A 24,126-nucleotide genomic window follows, 5' to 3' on the forward strand; every position below is an offset into this window, starting at 1 on the left:
CTCAAACAAAGATAAATTATGTCTATAACTGAGTATATATGCCGATACTTATAGTTAGGATATTTAGATACACTAACAAATATTGTAAAGTACTTTCAAAATTTAAGTTTTCACTCGTAACAGTTTCAGCAATGCCGAATAATTTTCTAAACCAGGAGCCACAATAAAGTGGCATGAACATAAGGATAAAATAATAATAACGGCCTTGAACGCCACCAACAATAATATCTCCTTTATGGTATACTCTAGGATCTCCAGATATGGCAATCACTATCAGAGAAGCAATTGCTATAAGCAAAATAAGGCTAAAATATTTAAAGAATTTTGGAAGTTCAATCTTATTTCTCATTACAACAATAAATAAGAGTAAAAAGAATATTATTGTTGATATAGCAATTAAAAATGCTGATGGTTCTTTGACGTATTTTAATGGCTCAGAAACAAAGTCATTAATAATACCATACGGTGCTTGGAATAAAGTTCTAATTAAAGGCAAAGGATGGGTTATAAAATAGTAAATTCCCGGTCCATTTCCTGAAAGGGCACCTTTAGAAGGAAATAACTTAATTATTCCAGCATAAATAAATGAGACTAATAAATTCAAAAAGAACAAAATTGAACTTAAAATTCTCACCGATTTATTCTCGTAGTATTTATTAGGTAAAACGGAGAATAGACTGCCAATTAGTACAAACGGAAATTTTGAAAATGAAAAAAGCAAGGTTGAACATTGAAAAGCGATTGCATACCTTCTATCAATTTTATGGCTTCCACTAAGAACATTTGTTAGTAAAGCAAGACTAAACATGCTCGCACCAAAATACAGATAATCATAATGATAACCCGCTATAATATACAAGACTGCAGGAAAAGTAGAAAACAAATAGATGACTTCTCTATAAGACTTACTTATTTTCAAAGCAAAAAATACTATTAAAGCAAATGCTAGCACCTCAAATATTCTTCCTAAAAAGTAAGAGATATACACTTTATTTGAAATAATCCTACCAATATTCCATCCTATTGAACTAGGAATATATGCTGGATTGTCGAATCCAGTCTTAACCCCGCTAATCTTACTTTTTTTATGTTCAACATTTAACCAATAATTTTTATCTTTTTTAGCAGGATTCCTAAGAGAATCATATGCAAATACCGAATCATAGTCTGTTAGTTTTTCTTTAGAATATTTGAAAATTGGACTATCCGAAACACTGATTACATTTGGTAAATGTGACTCCTCGTCTAAACCGTACTGAACTGGTTTTACAACAGAAATAATTGTTCCAAATATAATAATCAAAAAGAAAGCATTTATCGGTAATTTTTGTTTATCTGTTGGATCGAAAATTACAAAATACATTATTACACCCAGAATTAAAAGATAAACATTGGTATTGATAGTGAAGTCAAATAAACTAGCTAAGAACACCTTCGAAAATAAAATCAGAAATACCGAAATAATAATATTAACTATTTTTGTCTTATTTATAATTTTCACAATACATACACTACTTTCTACTCAATAACCTTTTGAGAATATATTTCACAGCTCTTGCTGGACCTATCACAATATACTTCAAAGCTCCCTTAATCCCACCAATTTGATTAAAATCCACAAAGGTATGTGGTTGGAGATCCTCACGATTGTTCAACTGCTTATTATCGATAAATGGTGTGAGAACGTGTGGGTTTTGGGAGATCCTAAAGTCATATTTTTGATCCCAAGCAATATAGACTAATAAGCGTTCAATCGCATGAAGAATTGAATTTTGAGGAAGAGGTTCAGCTGGAACATCTGATACTGTCAAATTCAAATCAAACAAGGGTTTCAATGCATCATATTTAAACCAAACAAAAGTACCATAACTCATGACAAAGGTATTAAGATTCTTGAAATCAATGTTCTTGGTCGCTCCCATCCGTTGCCAGAGCTTGTTCATCTCTGGTGAAATGAGAGCTTCATTCCAGGCAACCACTATTCGATTGTAACGGAAGTAGGTTGGAATATCTCCAATGGTGATTCCGACTTTTGGATTGGCCTCCATATTGGCAAGGATTTGATCTGCCGGCTTGACTAGCATATCGATCAATTCTTTCCGCCAGGATTCACCCGCCCAGAAATCTGCTTCTTTGGATTTCTTGGTATGGAAATGACCGACATAATCATAGCGCGAGAGTTTCTCTTTTAAGAGCAGCATTGGTAACACGTCTCGTCCAATATTTCCAGTCACTACAATCGTCGCATCTTGACTCCGACGAGATAGAATTTGCTCAATTTCCTGTTTCTTCTCTTCTACATCTGTCGTAATCCATAGGTCATAGGCGAAATGAAAATCTTGGAAAGCATCTAAAAATTCTTCCAAGAGGTCCACATAAAAGACATGGAGATGAACCGCAACTTTTTTATCGAAATCTCCTGTCAATTCTTGGTTTTTCAAGTACTTACGAGACAAGAGATAAGGATAGTCTGGACGATCAATCATAGACATGTGGTTGAGAATCAGGTCTAATGGATAGTCTGATACACGCTCCAATTCATCAAAAATATAGGGCATGATTCCTTGATTGTTTGCAATGGACTTGACCTTGATAAAAGGAACCTTATGTTTGAGAATCGCTGTAGGATTGTAGTAGGAAAAGTCTGGATGGAGCATCCCAGTTGTATCTTCATGGATGGTATGAAAGACAGTTTTATATCGAAAACCAGCATCCAAGAAATTTGTTGTGATCTTGGTTTCGTAGTTATCTATCACATCTTGAACATTGGTAAAGTCTTGAACACCCTGCCAAAATTCATGGAAAGAACATGATTCAATAACCTGTTTTTTAAAACTAAGATAATAACTCTGAATATGCTCGTTAAAATCCTTGTTTTTCCGGTAATTGGTCATTCCCCAGAAATCCACTTCATTTTCATTTTCAAACCGCTCATAGATTGGTTCTAGATCCCAAAGAGGTCCAAAGCAGGTATCATTCATGAGGGTAACTGAATCAAAGTGAGCCAGTTGGTCAAAGCCAACTGTCTTCATTCCATCCCGCCACGCAGCGAAGTCAAAACCACTATTCTGACGTTCAAGGATATCATCCACCAAGTGTTGATTGGACAAATGGTCCTTCACATCTTCTGGTAGCTGACTATTGGAGATAAAGACCACCCGTGAATACAAGGGACGAATTTTTTCTAATTGATAGAGTACATGCCCACTAATAAAATTAAACTTATTGTAATGAACATATAAAAGTAAACGTTCCATATTATTTCCTTATTCTTAAGAATTTCAAAATCTTTGTTGGAATGGTCCAACGGGGCGAATGGATGACGGAATTGTATTCATGAGATAATTTTTTATGTTTCTCGATGACGGAATTGTATTCATGAGATAATTTTTTATGTTTCTCATGTAAGTTGAATAGGTGTCTGCTAAATTCTTTGTCACTTTCTTTTTCATAGGAGAATTGAAATTGATTACCTGAACTATTCGAAAGATCAAAAAGAATATGTGGATGGGTATTAAAGAAAACCAAAACATCCTCGAAATCAATTCCGTTTGAAGTTACAGGAGGAATTTCTCTTTGATCCTCCAATGCTATCAATGACAATTTTTTATAAGAGCTTGGAAATTCTGAAAGTAATATTTTTAGACTCTTTTCATTTTCAAGCTGAAAGATAATGGTGCCCGTATTTTCCATTCTCTCTTTTGTTATTTCATGGTAGACTGAATGGAGCCCATCATTAGAAGCTGAAATTACCACTTGAGATTTACCAATCACTTCGATATCACGATTCTTGAATTTCATCCCCAAAAATCGAGCATACTTGGACGATAGTTTATTGTTAACAATTGGCGTTCTTTCCTCGATATATTCTCTAAAACCAGCATAAATTGTCTTAAGATTATATTTCTTTCGAGCAAGTTCTTGATCCAGTAATTGTTTTTCTTTATAGCTATCAAAATTATCCATCACTGTAGCCATTTGTTGACTTAGCAAATCCCTATCCCCTAGTGAATATAAATTTCCAGTTTCTAAAAATTTACTCGAAGATAAATGACCTAAATTATCGGAAATGATTGCAGGAACACCATTTAGGACTGATTCCACAAATACCAAAGAAAATGTTTCTAATGTAGCAGGCAAGACGAGGATATCCTTATCTGTCACCAAGGACCATGGATCCGAGTGAAACCCAACAAACGTCACACGATCTAGATGATGCGTTTGAATATAGTCATCCATCAACTTTTTGTATTGCTCATCCCATCCTCCGATGAAGACCAGTTCGATATCTTTCCGATTTAAGTGATTATAGGCTGCAAGCAACTCAAGCTGATTTTTTCGTTCGTTAATCCCACCGATTGATACAAAACGAGAAATAGTAGAATTCTTAAGAGGACGCTCTTGAACTTCTGTATAGGGAATAAACGGGATCAATTTATCAGTGGTAAAATAATTCGTTAGAGTGTGGTATAATTCCCCTTCAACTACAAAAATTTTATCAGACAAATCATCAATTAAGGGAATTAGGTCCTTATAATAGCCAAACTCGCCAAAAGGAAATTCATGAATAATATAAAAATGTCTCACCTTTTCACATGCAGCTGCGATAGCTCCCTGAAACACATTTACTGTATTCGAAATAACCAGTTCAATCTGTTCATTCTGAATGATTTCTCTTACTTCATCAATATTCTTTTGTTGAGAAGCTTGGATTTCTAAATCGGAAATATCCAGCGTTTTAGATTCAGGCCACCACCACTGATTGGTTTTTAACTGAAATAGTTTAATTCCAGTGGTATCCATATGACGGAGATAGTCTTTATCGATGTGTGGAGCATTATCCGGTATTACATTGTAAACTTCATGACCTTGCTGAACTAACAATTTCATCAGGTTCACAATCGATACTTCTGCTCCACTAAACATGGCTCCAACAGGAGAAACAAATAAAATTTTCATAGCCCACACCAAAGGTATTATTCCCACTTGCCTTGACGGACTAACAATCCAGTAGAAGAATCCAACTCTGAACGATTGGTCCGATCCACAACCCGATCAATTGAAAAGACTGGAGGGTTTGTTGTCGACAATATTGCTAAGTTTTCTTGATTTTCGTCTCTTAAAAATGCTACTAATCTTAACTTCACATGATTAAAGTACGGCAACTTACATTTATAAGTGATTTTTTTGGGTCCGACACCAGATAATGGAATATCCATGGAATTATCATTATAAAGTCCATTCCCAGTAGAAATATCAATAAATGAAAAGGCTATATGAGGATTCACAGAATCATCTAATAGATCAAATGAAAACTCAATAACAACCTCATCATCAGGAGTTACTTTCTTAGGAGAAAGCAATATAGCTGTAAAACCTTCAACTTTCGTTGTATCCAAGCCCTCGTCTTCATTTCCATTATGATGAGAATTCGATTCCAAATTATCAAAACTATATTGATCAGAAACGTCAAAAGGATCCCCGATTGCCTTCACCAATCCATTTTCTATCAAAACAGCCTTGTTACAATATTTCTTAACGGCTCCCATATCATGGGTAACTAGGATAGTGGTTTTCCCTGATTTCTTGCGTTCTTGGAAGTAATCGTTACACTTGCGCTGGAAGGCTTCGTCTCCTACTGCTAGTACCTCGTCCAAAATCAAGATATCACCCTGGGCCTTGATCGCAACCGAAAAAGCTAGACGAACCTGCATTCCTGATGAGTAGTTCTTGAGTTTTTGGTTCATGAAGTCATGCAACTCAGCAAAGTCTACGATATCATCGTACATGGCATCAATTTCAGCTGTCGAGAAGCCCAGCATAGCTCCATTCATGTAGACATTTTCACGTCCAGTAAGCTCTGGGTTAAAACCCACACCAAGCTCGATAAAAGACACCAGTTTCCCATCGATAGTGACAGTACCTTTTTCCGGTACATAGATTTCAGAAATAATTTTTAAGAGGGTTGATTTCCCAGAACCATTTCTTCCGAGGATCCCGAAAAAGTCTCCTTTTTCTACCTCAAAAGAAATATCCTTGAGGACGTGTTGCTCTTTGTAGCCTTTGATTCCTTTGAAGCGATTGACCAGGGCAGTTCGAAGACTATTGGTTGCCTCTGTTGGCAACTTAAAGTACTTACTGACATGGTCTACTTTTACTGCAATTTGTTTATCTGTCATTAGAGAATCTCCGCAAATTTCTTAGCATGTTTGTTAAAGTAAGCAAAGCCAGCGACAAAAATAAGAATTGGCAAAACATAAGGGGTCAGAACCAAATACTTATTCTGCACCAAAAGCCATACTGGAGTGTTAGCTTTATCAATCAAGAAGTAACGCATGTCTTGAATAATTTGAGCCAAAGGATTCATCATGACCAACTTAGCAGCCCATGGATTTTGGTCTGCAATAAAGGTAATCGGGTAGATAATTGGCGTCGCATACAAGCCAGCTTGCAAGAGTACTTCCCAAACTTGACCTAAGTCACGGAAACGAACAAAAAATGTCGCTAAGATCAATGCGCATCCTGTCGCCATCAAGAATAACTCAAAGAACAACGGAATCACCATCAAAGCTGTCCAAGAAAATGTCACCCCATTAAAGAATGAAAAAATCAACACGACAACAAGGTTAATGACAAAGTTAATCGCTGCTCCTGAAATTGCAGATAAGACAATGATGTGTTTTGAGAAGTTCAACTTCCGCAATAGGTCGCCTCGACTAACGATCGACACCATCCCCATAGATGTGGCTTCTGAGAAGAAGCCCCAGATTACATTGGCCAACAAGAGGGCAACTGGGAAATGGGGAACATCTCCACCTAAGCGTAAGAATCGAATGAAGACAATATACATGATCGTAAAGGTCATCAGGGGTTTTAAAATCGACCAAAGATAACCAATCGCTGATCCTTGGTAGCGTAATTTAAAGTCTGTTTTGATTAATTCTCTTAATAAAATTCGATTTTTCTGACTAAAAACGTCAAACATTATTTTTTACCTCGATATGCAAACTTTGTCAAAACCAAGCTAGTAAACACAATGGTGTGAAAGGCTCGGTTCTTCCGATAACCATACTGACGAATCCGTCTCAAACGTTCTCTTAGCGGTACGTCCATAATGGTAACAAAGTTTTCAATGATTTCTTTAGTTTGGGAACTGACAGGCAGATCCAATAGATTTTTTGCTTGTTCTTGACTGGACTCAATGAGATTCCAATATTTAGCAAAAAGAATATGAGGGCGAACCCAGTTTTTGACCCGTTTTCTAAGGGTACGAGCCCCCAGAACATTGCTACTGTGTTGACGGTACAATTCGGTTGGCTGATCGATATAGATGAGCTTTCCAAAGGCAGTTGCTAGTAAGGCTAAATACCAATCATGCATAAGGAGTGCATGATTTTCTTGACCTGTCCATAATTCCGCCAGGGCATGGTTAATCATAGCAACTCCGCCAGTTACTGTATTTTCTGTCAATTCTTGAATCAGTTCCGTATTGGCATGATCAGACTGGGTGCGAATCATACTTTCATGCTGCACGTTCAAGTTTTCATCGACTACTTTTAAATCTGTGTAGACTAGCAAAGGTACTTCTTGAGGGTGCTTGGCCGCTTCTGCTACTTGAAGAGTAATTTTTTCAGGAAGCCAAACATCATCTTGGTCACTGAAGCAATAAAGATCTGCTTTTTCATATTTCAAGAGGGCATGGAAGCTCTTGATGACACCAAGATTTTCGATAGCACCTTGATTGATAAAGCGAATGCGCTCATCCTGCGCCACCAACTCTTGAATGATCTCTACCGTACCATCGGTTGATCCATCATCTCGGATCAAGAGTTGCCAGTCCCGATAGGTCTGGTCTTGGATACTTTTGACCTGCTCTTTTAGATACTGCTCACCATTATAGGTGGACAACAAGATATTTACTTTCATGATAAAAATAATTCCTCGTACTCACCTACAATTTTTTCCCAGATAAAGTTTTGCTTCATATTGGCTTTGGCTCGTTGACCCCATTCAGATACATCTTCCAAAGGATCGACCTGGTCGATCAAATGCGCCAAATTCCCAGTCTCTTTGGTCCAATATTGGGCTGTGTCCTTTGCAACCGTTTGGTTAAAGGAGACTCCTAAAACTAAATTCAGATCCGTCTGAGCAAGAGCTTCTAGGAGTCCCGGATTGGTTCCGCCCACTTCATGGCCATGAATATAGGCAAAGGCTTCTTTACGGATATACTTCAACAGATCTTGATCATAAACCGTTCCTACAAACTTGACACGTGGATCCTGATCAAAATCTGTTCGAACCCGAAGCTCTTCAAAATAGGGATTGCCTTCATGGTTACAAATGATGACCAAATCCCTCTTGGTAGAAGAGGCCATAAATTCACGAATGGCGGTCTCGTAATTATTTTCTGGAACAAAGCGACCCAAGATTAAGTAATAGTTTTTCTCGTGTGTCTCCCACTTTTGATATAGTTCTCTGACTTTCCTATCCTGACTGGTCAGGCTGGTCGGAGATAAATCCGTGCCATAGGAAATATAGGTCGTATTGGACCAAGGATAGGATTCCTTGATATAGGATTCAATACCCGGGTTGTCTGAAATCACCAAATCCGCATGACGCGTCATGATTTTTTCAGAATACTTGAGATAGGCTTGGATTGTCTTGGCCCACTTGGCCCGCTTCCACTCCAGTCCATCTGGATTGATATAGAATTGGCCGCCCATCTTATGAATCTTGCGTACAAAAGGCGCCACAAAGGCCCCGATGGTATTGCCCAAAATATAAAAAATAGGTTTTTCAATTCCTTGTTTCTTAATGACCTTCAAGGCATAATTGATGGCCATCATATCATAGGCAATGACCCGCGCAGGCCCAAGTTTGGGTGCTTTAATCGTAAAACAATCTACACCCTTGTAGTCAAAATGATAGTAGGCTTGATCATTAGAAAGGCAAGCAACATGGTACTTGATATTCGGTGATACTCGATTGGAGACCAATTGGTCCACGAAGGTCTCGAAACCACCATATTGAGCCGGAAGTCCACGACTTCCGATAATAAAAACGTGTTGCATATTATTTCCTTTCTTACAAATTACAATCCACTCAATTATACCATTTTCTGGGCTTTTTTCCTAATACAAAAAGAAAAGCGACTGTTCAAGTCGCCATTGCTATGAATATAAAAACAAATCAATTATTCGTCTTCTGACTCTTCACATACTGTTTCATTAAGAGATTTGCTATCCATTTTGGCCAAAAGAGTTGATACATATACAAATCTTCTTGACTACGAGTATTATCAGCAATTGTCTTAGAAGTCTCAGATTCCTCATGAATTCGGTGACACATTAACTTATCTGATATATAGACAAAACGTCCCTGGTATTCACTAATCTTATACCAAGCATACCAGTCAAGGCTAACCTTCATTTCCTCATCAAAATAGAAATTCTTCAATTTTTCAAGATTGTAGGTGACAGCTGGACAACAAATTGGATTCCCAAAAGCCATTACACGATTACGCCAAAAATGACTGCTAGGAAAAAGATTCATTGTTTTTAGCATTAAGGTTTTAATCTTGAGGTTTGTATTTGCAGGGATCTTAAGACCATTTTTTTCTTCAAAATAATCAGAATATCCAATTAGGACATCACTAGTTTTTTCCATCTTGGACAATACTTTTTCTGCATAACTTGGCTCATAATAGTCATCCTGATGGGCGATGGTAGCATATTTCGTTTCTACAAAAGAGATGGCGTTATTCCAATCCTTGCCAATTCCTCCACCTTGTTTCGTATAAAATGGGATAGCATAACGCTGACAAAGGTCCTTAATCGAATCAAGTGGTGTTGAACTATAACAGATAATTTGTGATTGGAGAGTTTGATTTTTCAAAGATTGAATACAAGCCTCTAGATAATCACTTTCTCCATAAGCGCAAATCACCCAAGTATGATTATCTTTCATTCTTTTCCTCTTTCTCTTCTACATGACTTTTGAGAATAGATAATTCCTGAACCAAATGCTTTATCTGTTCTTTTTGTTTTGATAAAGTCATGGTTTGTAAAAAAGCGATCACTAACAAGAAAAAAATAGCTAGCGAAAGTAAAAAATTCGATGTCAATTCAAATCCAAGTAACCTAGCAAAATAACCAGGAATAACATCAAAAATAGAAATAACAATCAATACCAGACTGATGACAATCCACATGAAAGCCTGTTCAAATAAGATATTATTCTTATTAATATTTCTAATGACTAGATAAAGGAAAAAGATGGAAGCTACCAACATCACAATAGATAAAACTGACATTATTCACTCTCCTTCATAAAGGCTGCAATAACAATCGACGAACATACTTCAAGCATATATCGAATCGATTTAATGGGCGTAATGGAAGAAACACCACCAGTACGTTCAAACATATTTGCTGGTCGTTCAACAACTCGATATTTACGTTTCAAAATATGAACAATAGTCTCTGGTTCTGGATACTTGATTGGATAACGCTTAGCGAACTGTTTAATAACAGCTTTATCAGCCAAACGGTAACCCGAAGTTGTATCTAAAACTCTTTGTCCAGTTGTCCATTTGATAAGATTGGAAATAACACTAATTCCGAAGCGCCTCATAAAAGTTGTTTGAAATTCAGACTTAACATCACCAACAAAACGAGAACCAATAACTAGGTCTGCTTCATTTTTTCGAATTGGCTCTAGTAAATCTGACAAGGATTCAATATCATGCTGGCCATCGCCATCAAATTGAACTGCTACATCATAGTCATGCTCTAGTGCATATTTGTAGCCTGTTTGAACCGCACCACCAATCCCAAGATTCATCACAAGGTTAACAGCATTAAAATGATTATCTTCCAGAATCTGTTTTGTCTTATCTGTTGATCCGTCATTGATAACCACATAGTCCAAATCAAAATCAACTTTCTTGCGGTAACTCAAGATACTCGTTACCGTGTCAAAAATACTTTCCTCCTCATTGTAAGCAGGAATTATCATTAAAACTCTCATCTACTTCTCCTTTCCTTTACAGTAAAATCTCGAAAACAGTGAAACTAATCTTAAGCGTTCCAACGTTCTAAAAGCCATTACAGAAATAACTGTTTGATTTCTTTCTCCAGTTATCTCGGATGATAATGGTGTTAAATTTGAATCAAGATTTTCTTTAGAAATCCATTGCTTAATTCTTCTATATTGATCCATAAACGATGAACTTGAAGCTGCTCTTCCAGAAAAGAGTAAGTACCATATGTAATATCGTTTAATAAAATAGCGAATATATTTTGAATCACCAGCAACTTGAAGCAAGTGACTCAAGAAATACACAATATCTATATTCGGATTAAACCCTCTTTGAGATGTGTTTGATATACTCTTCTCGTTAAAAAACCAATTATAGCCATTATAATCAATTATTTTAATTTTTTCTGTTAGATTGTAAGCAGTCAAAGTAAAGATAACATCTTCACCTATTGGATAGTCAAAGAACTGGATATTATTATCTGTTAAAAACGAAGTTCGATAAATACGTGCCCAAGGTGCAACAACTATATACTTAGACCATTCAGATTGTGTTAAATCTTGCTTAAAAAGTGTCTTCATTTCCTGATTAACACGCTTATAACCACCAAGAACAATATCTAGTTGTTCTTGATCTATTTCATTATAAAAACGCTCTAAATAATCTGAATCAACAAAATCGTCATTATCGATAAATACAATGTACTTTCCATTAGCAAGTTGTATACCCTTATTTCTGGTTTTAGCAACTCCCTCATTTTCTTTATCAATTACTCGGATAAAATCATTATCAGCTGCATACTTTTTAATAACTTCTAAACTATTATCTGTAGAGCCATCATTTAACAGAATAATCTCAAAATCTGTAAATGATTGATTTAGAAGAGAATCCATACATTGTTTAATTCCCTCTTGTGCATTATATACAGGAATTATGACTGAAACGGTTGGATTAGACATATTATACTTTCTATCTATTATTTTTTATAAAATTTCATCAAATATGGGAATATTTTAATTGATAATCTCAGTCCAAATAATCTTGTTATCATTCCAGTGTATCTGAATGGTCTATTCTCTATCTCATCTAAAAACTTAAGAAGGAATTTGTACTCTCTAAGTAAACGTTGGATTTCAGGATGAGATGAATATTGATTAACGTAAGGAAGGATTGAGATATATGAAATCGCAAAGTAAATACTCAATGCATATTTAACATCAGGGTCAAGTCTATTAACATCAGTTAACCCAATTTCGATACTCTTTAAAATATCAATTACATTTTTTTCTTTTACAATATTTGTAATACTTCCCAATCGATTCTGTCTGTATTGATAACAATCTATATTTAAAATCGAATAAGTAGAAATCATTTTTAATAGCTTCGCACAATATAAACAATCCTCAGATAAAAAACCAATAGGGAAGTCTAGTCCTTGTTCAAACAGGTTCTTTTTCACACATTTATTCCAAGCTGGAGCGGTTAAAATCTCGTTTTTGACTAATCCTTTAATATTCTCTTTGGTACCTCCATAGTCGGGAACAAAATCAAAACTAACCCTGACGCTATCATCTAATCCATAGTATTTATTATAAGAAAATATAATTACATCACTTCGAAATTTATCAATGTTCTTCGATAATTTATCAAGAAAGTCTGGATTACTCCAAAAGTCATCACCATCAACAAATAGTAAATAATCTCCCTTAGAATATTTAATTCCTGTATTTCTCGCTGAAGATAATCCGCCATTTTCTTGATGAATGGTTCTAACTACCTCAAATTCAGATGTTAATTGATCACAAATCATTCCTGTTCGGCCATCTGTAGAACCATCATCAACTATAAGAACTTCATATTCAGAATCAGGGAAGTTTTGACTTACAAGACTTTCTATACATTCTTCTAAATACTCTGCCACATTATATGCAGCAACTATAATTGAAAATTTCATTTTATTTTTTCCTTCTAAAGATTGTATATGGATTTGTTACAAAATAAATTACTAGAGAAGCAAGTAGCCATGCTATCATCGCACAAAGAAATGATAATGAGGCTCCAAAAATTTCAAATTTCGACACTAGAGGCTTGGCAGTTAAGATTGACACAATATAGCCTACGATAAAGGAAATAACTAAAAAATGTTGTTTCCTATATATTGTCAAAATGTTATCACATACAGTTGAAAAAGTACTTGCAATTCCTCCAAGCAACAAAACAACAAAACTAGTCTGATACTGTTTAAGGTTAGTCCCATATACAATATCCAAAGCTGGAATGGCTATAAAAGCACCAATCAGAAATATTAATGTACAAGTTCCAAATAAAATCTTGAAGAGATTATTCTTGTAAGTGACAAAATGAGAAATCTTCTTTTCTTCTAAAAAGACTGCAAGTTGCGTAATCATCGGTCTAAGAAATACAATCATAAGATTCATTGCAAAAATTGGTGTAAATAAAATACTAAAATCTCGCTGAACACCATTTTCAATCAAACCTTGATTAAAAATATCATTCAAAGCATATTTAGGCTGATTATAAATTGAGACCAACAAAAAAGCATTAATAAATAAAGGTAAGCAATCTTTCAATACATTGATAATATTACTCGGCTTAACAATCATAAGATTTAAGCGATGGAAGAACTTTGAATGAGGGTAATCGAATAGAGCAATAAAAACAAATGAACTAATAGTTTGTGAAATCACGGACCACAATAGATTTTTTGAGATGACTAGAGTTAAAGCAAATACAATTGTTGAAATAGTATTTCTCAAAAACAGTGATTTCCCGGCAATATCCAAACGTTCCTTCTGCTGAAATAATCCTTGAAAAACATCCGATAAAGCTTCACTAACACGGAAAAAAGATACCCAAAAAATTATCCCTAGATTTGAGTGAGTATTTGTATTAAAAATTAAATACGTCACTAAAAGAAGAACCATTGCAACGTTTGAAATAATCCTTGTTACGAAATAAGTATCAAAAGAATACTTCTCTCTTATATCTGTCGCTTGGAAATCTCTAACTTGAAAACTTGCTACAATAACAAAGAGATTCGCAATCGCATAGGCAAAACTATAGGTATCCGCTGAAACACTATTTAAAGCACGTGTAACAATAAAAAGAAGTATAACTGAAACAGCAGCTGAAGACATACTTCCTAAAATATTCCAGAAAAATACCTTTTGGGCAGTTACTTTTTTCAATTATTTCACTCTCTTTCGATAACTATATTCCATTAATTATATCATATTCTCAATAAAAAAAGAGAGAACAGCATGACACACGTTCTCTCTTTTAACTTAAAAAGCTCATTAAGTATTCTTATTTCACTTCTTGTTTGTAAAACTCTTTCAAAGCATCTTGCCATGTTGGGATGACAAACCCTGTAGCCTTAGCCTTAGCCAAACTCATTGTTGAGTTAAGTGGGCGCTTAGCTTTAGCTGGGAATTGACTTGAATCAACAGGTTTCACTTCAACATCAGTATCTTTGAGGATTTCAACCGCAAAGTCATACCAAGTTGTATCTTCTGCTGCATCATTTGACAAGTGATAGTAACCATATTCCTTACGGTTTTCAGCTAAATAAGTCATAAACTCTGCCAAAGTACGTGTCCAAGTTGGACGGCCATGTTGGTCATTAACGACTGTCAGCGTCTTGTGAGTTTTAGCAAGGTTTTGCATAGTGAAGACAAAATTTTTACCATAGTTACCGAACACCCAGGAAGTACGGATAATGTAGTAGTTAGTCACATGTTTTTCAACTAGCTCTTCACCCATACGTTTTGTACGACCGTACTCTGTCTGTGGATCTGGTTTATCATCAACTTCCCACTCTTGACCGACTGGTTTTTCACCATTAAAAACGTAGTCCGTTGAAATATAAACAAGCGTTGCACCATGTTTTTCTGCAGCCTTAGCGACATTTTCAGTACCAGTCACGTTAATAGCATAGTCAAGTTCTTTGCCTTCATCTTCAGCAGCATCAACAGCTGTGTAGGCAGCACAGTGATAGACCAGGGTTGGTTTTACTTCCGCAAACACTTCATCTACTTTGTCAGCATCAGTGATGTCCATTTCTGCCACATCTACTGCTACATACTCTTCGTTACGCTCGTCAAGAAGGTGACGAAGCTCGGTTCCGAGTTGGCCATTTGCACCTGTTACTAGAATCATATTTTTCTCCTCGTAATTCAATACTATTAGTTTTATTTTAACAAAAAAAGCAGAAAAAATCTGCTTTTACTCAATATTATTCTCTACTTTCGATACTATCAATACCAAAATATACCGCCATCCATCTATTAAACCACGCATCTCTTGACTCCCCTAAATTATTCGTACCATTATATGCATTAAATAAAGTTTTAGGTTTAGGATAACGTTTCAAAATAATAGTGGATTGTCCGTTCTCTTTAGCTTGATAAATCTCACGATATTGCATACTCACAACTTTGTAGGTACTATTTATATCACTAAACGCCTTAGTATAAGAAAATCCAAATTTAATCACTAGTAGTAATAAAAATACCAAGGCCAGTTTCTTGAGAAATAATACCTCTTCCAAAATTAAACGTAACAAAATTAGTAATGCTAAGCAAAGTAATACACTTGCCCCAAAAAATACCCTGTCAGGAAGCTCATTTGTTGCTACTAAACTGTATATACAAGCAAAGTGAGCACACATTATAAACAAGAAATAAAAAAATTGCTTTCTGTTCAAATAAGATTTAACAAGAGAATAAATTAAAAGTACTAATATAGCAATATATAATATCGAATATTTTTGCCAACTCATTTGAAATAAATTAGCTAATTTATTGCTGAGGTCGTAAAACAAGGGAATATCACCTGCTCTCTTTTGAGACCCAGGAGATGCTAGCATTAAAAGAAAACCAATACAAGCCGCTACAATTTCTAAAACTCTTGAAACACTTACTCTTTTTTCAGAAACAGCATCATACAATATTATTAAACTAATCAACAGAATAAATGCTGGAGAGGTATTTTCATTCCCTGCACCTGAAAAAAAAGCCAATGGAATTGTCCATAATATATTATATGGAGATTGGTTTCGTCTCAATACAACCTTCAACCATAGTAAGTCTAGGACAGCTGTCCATAAATAATTACCTGATCCTGAAATCCATAATACAGTTTTTCCGATTTCTGGAAGAAACCACCATAAAATCAAAAAGATTATCGCTAAATATAAAACTTGGTGTTTCCTATGCTTATTTGAAACTATTTCAAAGCTTAAACTATCTATTAATATTCCCAATGACAAAAATACAGAGGAATTAAATACATTGAAAACTTCCTTATTATATTGCATAAATATCTGAACGATAGAATGTCCAGTAAACCTACCATTCCAAACTTTCCAATGATTCATTTGAGAAGTAATCAAATCAAATAATGATCTTACTGGTTGTTCATTATCTGATGGAAATGGTTCCTTATAAATAAATCTATATACAAAATCATCAGATGTATAGAGAGTGAAGTGATTTAATAAATAAATTAAAGTGACTACAACGAGGCATACAAGGAGATAAACTATCTCTTTGTTGTTTTTTTCTTTCATTTTTTCTCCCAAATATAGATTTTGGATTCATTCTAACAAAAAAAGCAGAAAAAATCTGCTTTCATTTATAATTCTATTCAACTAATTCATTTGTATAAATAATTGGCTTTCTTCACCCTTTTTCTTTAACAATATACACCGGCCGTTTCTTGGTTTCTAGGAAAATCTTTGAAATGTAGTTCCCGATGATACCTAAGGCTAAGAGTTGGATTCCTCCGATAAAGAGAATGATTGAGACAAGGCTTGCCCAGCCTGCAACACTCCCACCTATGGTTAGTTTTCGAATAACGACAAAGAAAATTCCAACCAAAGAAATTAAGAATGAAAAGGTTCCTGCCCAAGTAGCAAGTTTCAAAGGCACTTCGGAAAAGTTGATAAAGCCATCAAGAGAATAGTTCAATAATTTCCAGAAAGACCACGAGGTTTCTCCGGCAACGCGTTCTCGATTTTCATAAGAGACGTAGGCTACATCAAAGCCAACCCATGAAAAGAGCCCTTTTGAAAAACGGTTAACTTCTTTAAGCTCTAGGATGGCATCAACAACTTGACGCGTCATCAAACGGAAATCACGCGCCCCATCTACCAATTCTGTGTCAGAAACTTTATTAATCAACCAATAGAAAGCCTTAGCAAAGAGTGAACGAATAGGTGGCTCACCTTTGCGGTCAGCACGTCGAGTCCCGACAACGTCATAACCTTCTTGGATTTTGGCATACATCTCGATAAGAAGTTCAGGTGGATCCTGAAGATCGGCATCCATAACGGTAACGTAGTCACCTGTAGCTGCCTCTAGTCCTGCAAGCAAGCCTGCTTCCTTTCCAAAATTACGAGAGAAAGAGAGGTAGTGAACATTTTCAAATTGCTTTGAAACCTGTCTCAAAACATCCAAAGTTCGATCTTTAGAACCGTCATTGACAAAATAGTAGTTGAAAGTCAACTGATTGGCCATTTGTCGTTCAACTGCTTGACAGGCTTCTAGGAAAGGATGGATAGTCTCTTCCTCGTTGTAACAAGGGACCACGATAGCCAGTGTTTTCATAAACCTTCTCCTAACGGATACCTAGGGCAATACGGGCATAACGACTCATCTTTTCAATAGTCCATGCTGGTGTCCAGACCAACTTAACCTCAGTCTTAGTGACTTCAGGTACTTCTTTCATAGCGTCATAGATTTGGTCTGTCAAAAGATCTGCTAAGGGGCATCCCATAGTCGTCAAGGTCATATCGATTTCAGTATAGCCATCTTGCTGGAAACGAATATCGTAAATAAGGCCTAGGTTGACAATATCAATCCCCAACTCCGGGTCAATAACCATTTCTAAGGCTTCCAAGATACGGTCTTTGATTTTTTCAATTTCTTCTTCAGTGTATTTCACTTCAGACATAGCTTTTCCTCCAAAATCAGGGCCTAACAATCAGGCCCCTTCCATTTACTCTATCTTAGTCTTCAATAAAGTCTTTAAGTTGTTTGCTGCGACTTGGATGGCGTAATTTTCGAAGGGCTTTAGCTTCGATCTGACGAATACGTTCACGAGTAACGTTGAAGACTTTACCAACATCTTCCAAGGTACGCATCTTACCATCATCAAGACCGAAACGGAGACGTAGAACATTTTCTTCACGGTCTGTAAGGGTATCAAGCACCTCATCCAATTGTTCACGAAGAACGACACGAGTTGTGTAATCTACTGGATTTTCGATAACTTCATCTTCGATAAAATCACCCAAATGGCTGTCATCCTCTTCACCGATAGGTGTTTCAAGCGAGACTGGTTCTTGAGCAATCTTAAGGATTTCACGAACCTTATCTGGTGTCATATCCATACGCTCAGCAATTTGCTCAGGTGTTGGGTCTTGTCCCAACTCTTGCAAGAGGTTACGTTGCTCACGTACCAATTTATTGATGGTTTCAACCATGTGAACTGGGATACGGATCGTACGTGCTTGGTCTGCGATGGCACGTGTAATTGCTTGACGAATCCACCATGTCGCATAAGTTGAAAACTTGAAACCTTTTGAGTAGTCAAATTTATCAACGGCTTTCATAAGTCCCATGTTACCCTCTTGAATCAAGTCCAAGAACTGCATGCCACGTCCGACATAGCGTTTAGCGATTGAGACTACCAAACGAAGGTTGGCTTCTGCCAAACGTTGTTTAGCTTCCAAATCACCATTTTCAACAGCGATAGCCAATTCTTTTTCCTCTTCGTTACTCAAGAGAGGCACTACCCCAATCTCTTTGAGATACATACGAACAGGGTCATTGACTTTAGCTGAGTTTGAACCAAGAAGCTCCTCGTCTGTAAGCTCTTCTGGTTTTGGTGCCTCAACAACATATTTAGATGAAGGATTTCCATCTTTATCAGTGATAGAGATACCACCATCTGTCAAACGTTCCAAAAGGTCATCAATCCCATCAGCATCTAAAACAAATGGGATAACTAGTTTTTCTGTGATTTCATCATCAATTGCTGTACCAGCTTTTTTGTGATTACGAATGAAATCAGCGACTTGAACGTTAAATGCTGTATTTTGTTTTTTCGTTGCCATGTGTTACTCCATATCTCGTTTTTGGGCGATGAGCATTTGCAGGGCTTCCACCGCTGCATCCACATCACCGTGGTTACTTGATTCTCTTATTTGTTTACTTTGCTTACGGAAGTCCTGTTCCCTCAGAAAATGATTTCTACGCTCTTCAATAGCCTGGACTTCCTCTAAATTGGTTTCAGGTGGCAAAATTTCCTCTAAAACCTGATAATAGGCTGTTTGTACTTCTTGAGAAAGCACAGACAAGGCTACCGTATCAATTTGACCATCTCGCTTCAAAATCTGAAAGAGTTCTTCTAACTCAGGTGTTTGGAAGAAAAAGTCATCCCGCATACGATAATCATTTAAAATCATAGGATGATTAAGCATGCGATGGAAGAGTTGATTTTCCGCGCGACGAAGACCTGTAATCTTAGGTGTAGAAGGTAGTTTGACCGTCCCTCTAAGTCCTGATGCTGAAGACTCGTAAGCACTATTACTAGCAGCTGATAATTGAGCCGTCTGCTGATTTCTCATGGTCAACCGTGCGTTATTGACCGCTTGCTCAACTTGGAAAAAATCAAAGTCTGGCAAAAGGTCAGCCACCTTAGAAATGTAGGAATTTTGTGCCGTTACAGAAGGCGACTTAGCAATAATCTTTGCAATCTGCTCGACATAGGCAATCTCCGCTTGAAGGTTGTCTACATTAGCAGGCTTGAGCTGTCCAATCCAAAATTCCACATCTGAAATGCGGGACTCAACCAAGAGTTTACCCAAGGCCTTTTCGGATGTTTTCTGTAGATATTCATCAGGGTCCATACTGTCTGGAATTTTAACTATATCAACTTGAAAATCCGATAACAGTTCCAAAGACTTGGCAATCGCATTTTGCCCAGGTTTATCACCATCATAGGTTAGAACTATTTTTTTAGTCAGTTTACGAAGACGATTGACATGCTCAGGAGTCAGAGCCGTTCCCATAGAAGCCACTGCATTAACATGCCCAGCTCTATAGGCGGCAATGACATCCATGAACCCCTCCATCAGATAAACCTCATGTGTCTTCTGTATCACTGGTTTAGCCTGATCCAAGTGGTAGAGTTCATAGGACTTATTGAAAATACGGGTAGCCCTAGTATTCTTGTACTTGGCCTGTCCTTTTTCAATATCTTCCTTAGTCCAAACACGTCCTGAAAAACCGATTGTCTTTCCAAACTCATTTTTGAGTGGAAACATGATTCGATTTTTAAAAGTATCGAAAATACGATTATTTTCAGAAAGATTAAAAAGACCTGATTCTGTCAGTACCTCTTCGTCATATTTTTTTGATACAGACTGATAGAGATAATCTGGTTCGTCAGGGGCTAGACCAATCTGAAAGGTCTTAAGTAAATCGTCAGTCATGCCACGCTCATAGAGGTAGGCACGCGCCGCTTCTCCTATCTTAGTCGTCGTCAAGACTGCGTGATAAAACTTCAGCGCATCCTCATGAAGATCATAGAGGGCTTGATTAGGAGAGTTCTGCTGCTGAGCCTGTCTTGGTGCATCTATTGTAACTGCAATACCTAAGCGGTCTGCCAGAACCTTGACACTTTCTTGGAAAGAAATCTGACGATATTCTTCTAAAAATTTGAAGACGTCGCCAGACTTGCCACAACCAAAACAATGGTAAAACTGTCTGTCCTCAATAACATTAAATGAGGGGGTTTTCTCCTTATGGAAGGGGCAGAGACCAAGGTAATTGCGGCCAGCACGATTAAGACTGACAACTTCACCAATCACGTCGACGATGTTGGTAATGCTCTTAATATCTTCTATTAAAGCTTTATCAATCACTATCTAATCGCCCCCTATCTTACCATAATTGCAATACCCCTAATTATAACACGATGAAAAATGAAAGTAAAATAAAATAGATTTTTTCATGAGCAAATCTCTTGTCAAGATTTACAAATTCAGATAAAATATTAAAAGTAAATAATAGAAGGGCTTAATTGTCAAAATGATTAAAGGGTTTAAAGACTTTTTGTTCAAGGGTAACGTCCTTGATCTTGCTGTAGCTGTTGTTATGGGGGCTGCTTTCAACGCTATTGTCACTTCACTTGTAAGTGATATCATCACACCACTTATCCTTAACCCAGTTGTTAAGGCTGCTAACGTTGAAAACCTCTCTAAATTGTCATGGAACGGTATCACATACGGTAGCTTCTTGAGCGCAGTTATCAACTTCATCATCGTTGGTACTACTCTCTTCTTCGTTGTTAAAGCTGCTGGTAAAGGAACAGCTCATGGTCAAAAACAAGCTGAAGAAGCTGCTGAAGAATCTGGTCCATCACAAGAAGAATTGCTTGCTGAAATCCGCGACCTTCTTGCAAACAAATAATCTTTATTTGTTCAACTAAAGACACATGAAACTTAGGACGTCTGAAATCTCAGACGTCCTATTTTTTGTTTCTCATGACTACTAACTGACTTATTTATTCGATAAAAAGAAAAAAGCTTGAAAATACTCAAGCTTTTTTTCTGTTAATTTCATTCTTAATTAGAATTTTTTACGTTTGCGAGCTGCCTCTGATTTACGTTTACGTTTTACAGAAGGTTTTTCGTAATGTTCACGTTTACGAGCCTCTTGAAGAGTACCAGCTTTAGTCACAGAACGTTTGAAACGACGAAGAGCGTCGTCAAGTGATTCGTTTTTACGTACTACTATTTTTGACATTGAATTCACCTCCTCAAGATAAAGTAACATTTTACACGTTCTATCCAAGTATACATGACTCGCCTTTTTCTGTCAAGAATATATTTAAGTTTAGGAACTTTTTGCTATTACAGTTGACTTCTAAGTCTACTAAAACTATCCAAGGTTTTTCCTATACAAAAAACTAGAGGATTCATCTCCCCTAGCTACTGATTTATTCAGCTGCTGTATATTTAGAAGCATCCTTGATATACTCGTCGTAAGTACCATCTGCTTTCAATTTTTTGATGACTTTATTGACTGCTTCTTTCAATTTGTCGTTGCCTTTAGCCATAGCGACTGCTTTTGCATCGCCATCATCAACTTTGAGGGCAACACTTGCCAAGGCCAAATCTGAATTTTGTGCCACGTAACCTTCTGCTACTGGTTTTTCAAGGTCAACAGCATCAACTTGACCAGATTTCACCTCGTTAATCGCCTCACCCATTGCTGTAAGTGATATGACTGTTGAATCTTTCAATTGTTTCTTAGCAAGACCTTCTTCAATGGTACCTTTTTGAACTGCTACTTTCTTACCTTTGAGAGCATCAAGACTTGAGTAAGTAGACTCTTGATCTTTACGAACGATGATGGCATTTTGTGTTTCGTAGTAAGGATCTGAGAAATCAAAGGTTTTCTTACGTTCGTCTGTTACTGAGATACCTGAAATAGCAAGATCAGCCTTACCTGATTGAAGGCTTGAGAGCACGTTATCAAAGCTCATTGTTGTAACTTCAAGCTTAACACCGAGTTCATTCGCAATAGCTTGTGCCAACTTGATATCTGAACCAACTACTTGGTCTTTACCATCCACCAAAGTTTTGAACTCAAATGGTGGATAGTCTGGGCTGACAGCCACGACAAGTTTTTTATTTTCTTTAATAGATTCGTCAGCGTCTTTTTTTGACCCACAAGCTACCAAAGTTACAGCAACAAGGAAAGCCATCGCCCCGAGGAAAAGTTTTTTCATAAGAAACTCCTGTATAAATATATTTTTTGCTTGTTTATTTTATTTAAAATTAGTAGCATTGTCAACATTTATTAAGAAATTGCGACAGTTTTTCCAAGCCCTTTTGAAGAACTTCCTTATCGCAACAATAACCAATACGGACATGTGACTCCTTGTCAAAACGGTTACCTGGAACCACAAGTACACCGTACTCCTGTAGAAGCTCTAAGGCAAACACTTCAATGGGACGATCAACATCTAATTTGACGAAGGAGGTTGACACACTGGCAGGACGAATCCAGCTAGCCTTAGGCTCTTTGGCAATCCACTCATCCATAAGAGCTAGATTTTCCTCTATAATCTGACGATTACGTTCCAAGATGGCTTCTTTATTTTCCAAAACAAGGGTAGCCACCATATCGTCAAAGACACCGGCGCAAATCATTGTGTAATCGCGGTAGTCACGTAGTATGTTTGCCACCTTAGTATTAGAAGCCACCCAGCCGACTCGAATACCAGGAATCGAATAAGTCTTTGAAAGACTGTTAACCGCAATTCCCTTTTCATATAAATCGACGATAGAAGGTGAAGGCTGGTCAAAACTACGATAGACCTCATCTGAAAAGATATAGGCTCCCACTTCTTTAGCGATAGCCACTAGATCCCCAAGGTAAGCAGCATCCATAAGGGCACCGGTCGGATTGTTAGCATTGTTAATGCAAATCATCTTGGTATTGGGACGAATCAGACGACGTAGTTGGTCCAAATCAGGCAACCAGCCCTTGTCCTCCTCAACTTCCCAGAGATCCACTTCCGCTCCTAGTGACTTGGGAATGTCATAGAGCTGTTGATAGGTTGGATACATGGAGATGATATGGTCCTCAGGCTCAATGAGAGCATAAAGCGCTAACATAGTAGCTCCTGTAGCTCCGTTGGTTTGGAGGACATTATCAACTGGCATGTTCTTGTATAAGCTAGCTACCTGAGTTTTGAACTCTGGTGAACCTTCAATCCAGCCGTAATCCATTTTTTTCTTTAGTAATTGAGCAAAAAAGGCATCCTTATCAAGGCCTGATAGGTCAAATAATTCTCTCATTGTAAGGGCCTTAATTGAAACTCCTGCGATATCACAAATGGCAGATTTTTCATGGACATTAAGCCATTCTTCAACACCAAAACGTGGTAGCTTCATCGTTTCTCCTTGCTTTTATCGAGCTCTGTCTACAATTTTATTTGTCATTTTTGGAAGACTTACCTACTTTGATAATAACTGTTTTTAGCAGAGA

At 36.8% G+C, this 24,126-nt stretch carries 23 protein-coding genes; 1 reads left to right on the forward strand and 22 read right to left on the reverse strand.

Annotated features, from left to right (window positions below; translation table 11 throughout):
- Positions 1–22: 22 nt before the first annotated feature.
- From E3C75_RS09905 to dnaG, 19 genes are all read right to left on the reverse strand, one after another.
- Positions 23–1,363: a DUF2142 domain-containing protein gene (locus tag E3C75_RS09905; RefSeq protein WP_223899627.1), complete on the reverse strand. Its 1,341-nt coding sequence runs from the start codon at positions 1,361–1,363 to the stop codon at positions 23–25.
- Positions 1,364–1,511: 148 nt separating this feature from the next.
- Positions 1,512–3,257 carry a rhamnan synthesis F family protein gene (locus E3C75_RS09910; protein WP_111679666.1) on the reverse strand — a complete coding sequence of 582 codons (1,746 nt, stop codon included), beginning with the start codon at positions 3,255–3,257 and terminating at the stop codon, positions 1,512–1,514.
- Between the two features lies 1 nt (position 3,258).
- Positions 3,259–4,959, reverse strand: coding sequence for a glycosyltransferase family 4 protein (locus E3C75_RS09915; RefSeq protein WP_064355771.1), 1,701 nt, complete (start codon positions 4,957–4,959; stop codon positions 3,259–3,261).
- Positions 4,960–4,976: 17 nt separating this feature from the next.
- Complete coding sequence (locus E3C75_RS09920; protein ID WP_011681436.1) at positions 4,977–6,179, reverse strand: ABC transporter ATP-binding protein; 1,203 nt, start codon at positions 6,177–6,179, stop codon at positions 4,977–4,979.
- Positions 6,179–6,985 carry an ABC transporter permease gene (locus E3C75_RS09925; protein ID WP_064355774.1) on the reverse strand — a complete coding sequence of 269 codons (807 nt, stop codon included), beginning with the start codon at positions 6,983–6,985 and terminating at the stop codon, positions 6,179–6,181. Before E3C75_RS09925 ends, E3C75_RS09920 begins: the two co-directional genes overlap by 1 nt.
- Positions 6,985–7,926, reverse strand: coding sequence for a glycosyltransferase family 2 protein (locus E3C75_RS09930; protein ID WP_064355776.1), 942 nt, complete (start codon positions 7,924–7,926; stop codon positions 6,985–6,987). The genes E3C75_RS09925 and E3C75_RS09930 overlap by 1 nt, the downstream gene beginning before the upstream one ends.
- Positions 7,923–9,071: a beta 1-4 rhamnosyltransferase Cps2T gene (gene cps2T / locus E3C75_RS09935; RefSeq protein ID WP_024010019.1), complete on the reverse strand. Its 1,149-nt coding sequence runs from the start codon at positions 9,069–9,071 to the stop codon at positions 7,923–7,925. Before cps2T ends, E3C75_RS09930 begins: the two co-directional genes overlap by 4 nt.
- Before the next feature lie 118 nt (positions 9,072–9,189).
- Complete coding sequence (locus E3C75_RS09940) at positions 9,190–9,966, reverse strand: glycosyltransferase family 2 protein (protein ID WP_064355778.1); 777 nt, start codon at positions 9,964–9,966, stop codon at positions 9,190–9,192.
- The gene (locus tag E3C75_RS09945) at positions 9,956–10,312 is read right to left on the reverse strand and encodes a DUF2304 domain-containing protein (RefSeq protein WP_011681441.1); all 357 of its coding nucleotides are present in this window, start codon (positions 10,310–10,312) and stop codon (positions 9,956–9,958) included. Before E3C75_RS09945 ends, E3C75_RS09940 begins: the two co-directional genes overlap by 11 nt.
- Complete coding sequence (locus E3C75_RS09950; RefSeq protein WP_011681442.1) at positions 10,312–11,028, reverse strand: glycosyltransferase family 2 protein; 717 nt, start codon at positions 11,026–11,028, stop codon at positions 10,312–10,314. Before E3C75_RS09950 ends, E3C75_RS09945 begins: the two co-directional genes overlap by 1 nt.
- Positions 11,029–11,997, reverse strand: a complete 969-nt coding sequence (locus E3C75_RS09955) for a glycosyltransferase family 2 protein (RefSeq protein WP_011681443.1) — start codon at positions 11,995–11,997, stop codon at positions 11,029–11,031. It abuts the gene before it with no gap.
- 17 nt (positions 11,998–12,014) lie between these two features.
- Positions 12,015–12,992 (reverse strand): glycosyltransferase family 2 protein, encoded by a 978-nt coding sequence (locus E3C75_RS09960; RefSeq protein WP_024010021.1) that lies wholly within the window; start codon positions 12,990–12,992, stop codon positions 12,015–12,017.
- Between the two features lies 1 nt (position 12,993).
- Positions 12,994–14,247, reverse strand: coding sequence for an oligosaccharide flippase family protein (locus tag E3C75_RS09965; RefSeq protein ID WP_111679667.1), 1,254 nt, complete (start codon positions 14,245–14,247; stop codon positions 12,994–12,996).
- Positions 14,248–14,365: 118 nt separating this feature from the next.
- Positions 14,366–15,217, reverse strand: a complete 852-nt coding sequence (gene rfbD / locus E3C75_RS09970; protein WP_014621820.1) for a dTDP-4-dehydrorhamnose reductase — start codon at positions 15,215–15,217, stop codon at positions 14,366–14,368.
- A gap of 76 nt (positions 15,218–15,293) precedes the next feature.
- Complete coding sequence (locus E3C75_RS09975) at positions 15,294–16,628, reverse strand: DUF3329 domain-containing protein (protein ID WP_084829001.1); 1,335 nt, start codon at positions 16,626–16,628, stop codon at positions 15,294–15,296.
- Between the two features lie 112 nt (positions 16,629–16,740).
- Positions 16,741–17,667 carry a glycosyltransferase family 2 protein gene (locus tag E3C75_RS09980; RefSeq protein ID WP_111679668.1) on the reverse strand — a complete coding sequence of 309 codons (927 nt, stop codon included), beginning with the start codon at positions 17,665–17,667 and terminating at the stop codon, positions 16,741–16,743.
- A gap of 10 nt (positions 17,668–17,677) precedes the next feature.
- A complete protein-coding gene (locus E3C75_RS09985) occupies positions 17,678–18,013 on the reverse strand; it encodes a metal-sulfur cluster assembly factor (protein WP_002891474.1) in 336 nt (111 codons plus the stop codon).
- 55 nt (positions 18,014–18,068) lie between these two features.
- Positions 18,069–19,178 carry an RNA polymerase sigma factor RpoD gene (gene rpoD, locus E3C75_RS09990; protein ID WP_011227440.1) on the reverse strand — a complete coding sequence of 370 codons (1,110 nt, stop codon included), beginning with the start codon at positions 19,176–19,178 and terminating at the stop codon, positions 18,069–18,071.
- 3 nt (positions 19,179–19,181) lie between these two features.
- Positions 19,182–20,993 carry a DNA primase gene (dnaG, locus tag E3C75_RS09995; protein WP_084829002.1) on the reverse strand — a complete coding sequence of 604 codons (1,812 nt, stop codon included), beginning with the start codon at positions 20,991–20,993 and terminating at the stop codon, positions 19,182–19,184.
- A 163-nt stretch (positions 20,994–21,156) separates the two neighbouring features.
- Here dnaG and mscL point away from each other — a divergent pair, with 163 nt between their 5' ends.
- A complete protein-coding gene (mscL, locus tag E3C75_RS10000; protein WP_100273658.1) occupies positions 21,157–21,537 on the forward strand; it encodes a large conductance mechanosensitive channel protein MscL in 381 nt (126 codons plus the stop codon).
- A 159-nt stretch (positions 21,538–21,696) separates the two neighbouring features.
- Here the strand turns inward: mscL and rpsU are convergent, their stop codons facing one another.
- The 3 genes from rpsU to E3C75_RS10015 all read right to left on the reverse strand — a co-directional run bounded on the left by rpsU (position 21,697) and on the right by E3C75_RS10015 (position 24,032).
- On the reverse strand, positions 21,697–21,873 hold the full coding sequence (gene rpsU / locus E3C75_RS10005) for a 30S ribosomal protein S21 (RefSeq protein ID WP_082309068.1): 177 nt from the start codon (positions 21,871–21,873) through the stop codon (positions 21,697–21,699).
- A gap of 193 nt (positions 21,874–22,066) precedes the next feature.
- A complete protein-coding gene (locus E3C75_RS10010; protein WP_082309069.1) occupies positions 22,067–22,861 on the reverse strand; it encodes an ABC transporter substrate-binding protein in 795 nt (264 codons plus the stop codon).
- 61 nt (positions 22,862–22,922) lie between these two features.
- On the reverse strand, positions 22,923–24,032 hold the full coding sequence (locus E3C75_RS10015) for an aminotransferase (RefSeq protein ID WP_111679669.1): 1,110 nt from the start codon (positions 24,030–24,032) through the stop codon (positions 22,923–22,925).
- Positions 24,033–24,126 lie beyond the last annotated feature (94 nt).

The organism is Streptococcus thermophilus (genome assembly GCF_010120595.1).
Classification (GTDB): Bacteria; Bacillota; Bacilli; order Lactobacillales; family Streptococcaceae; genus Streptococcus; species Streptococcus thermophilus.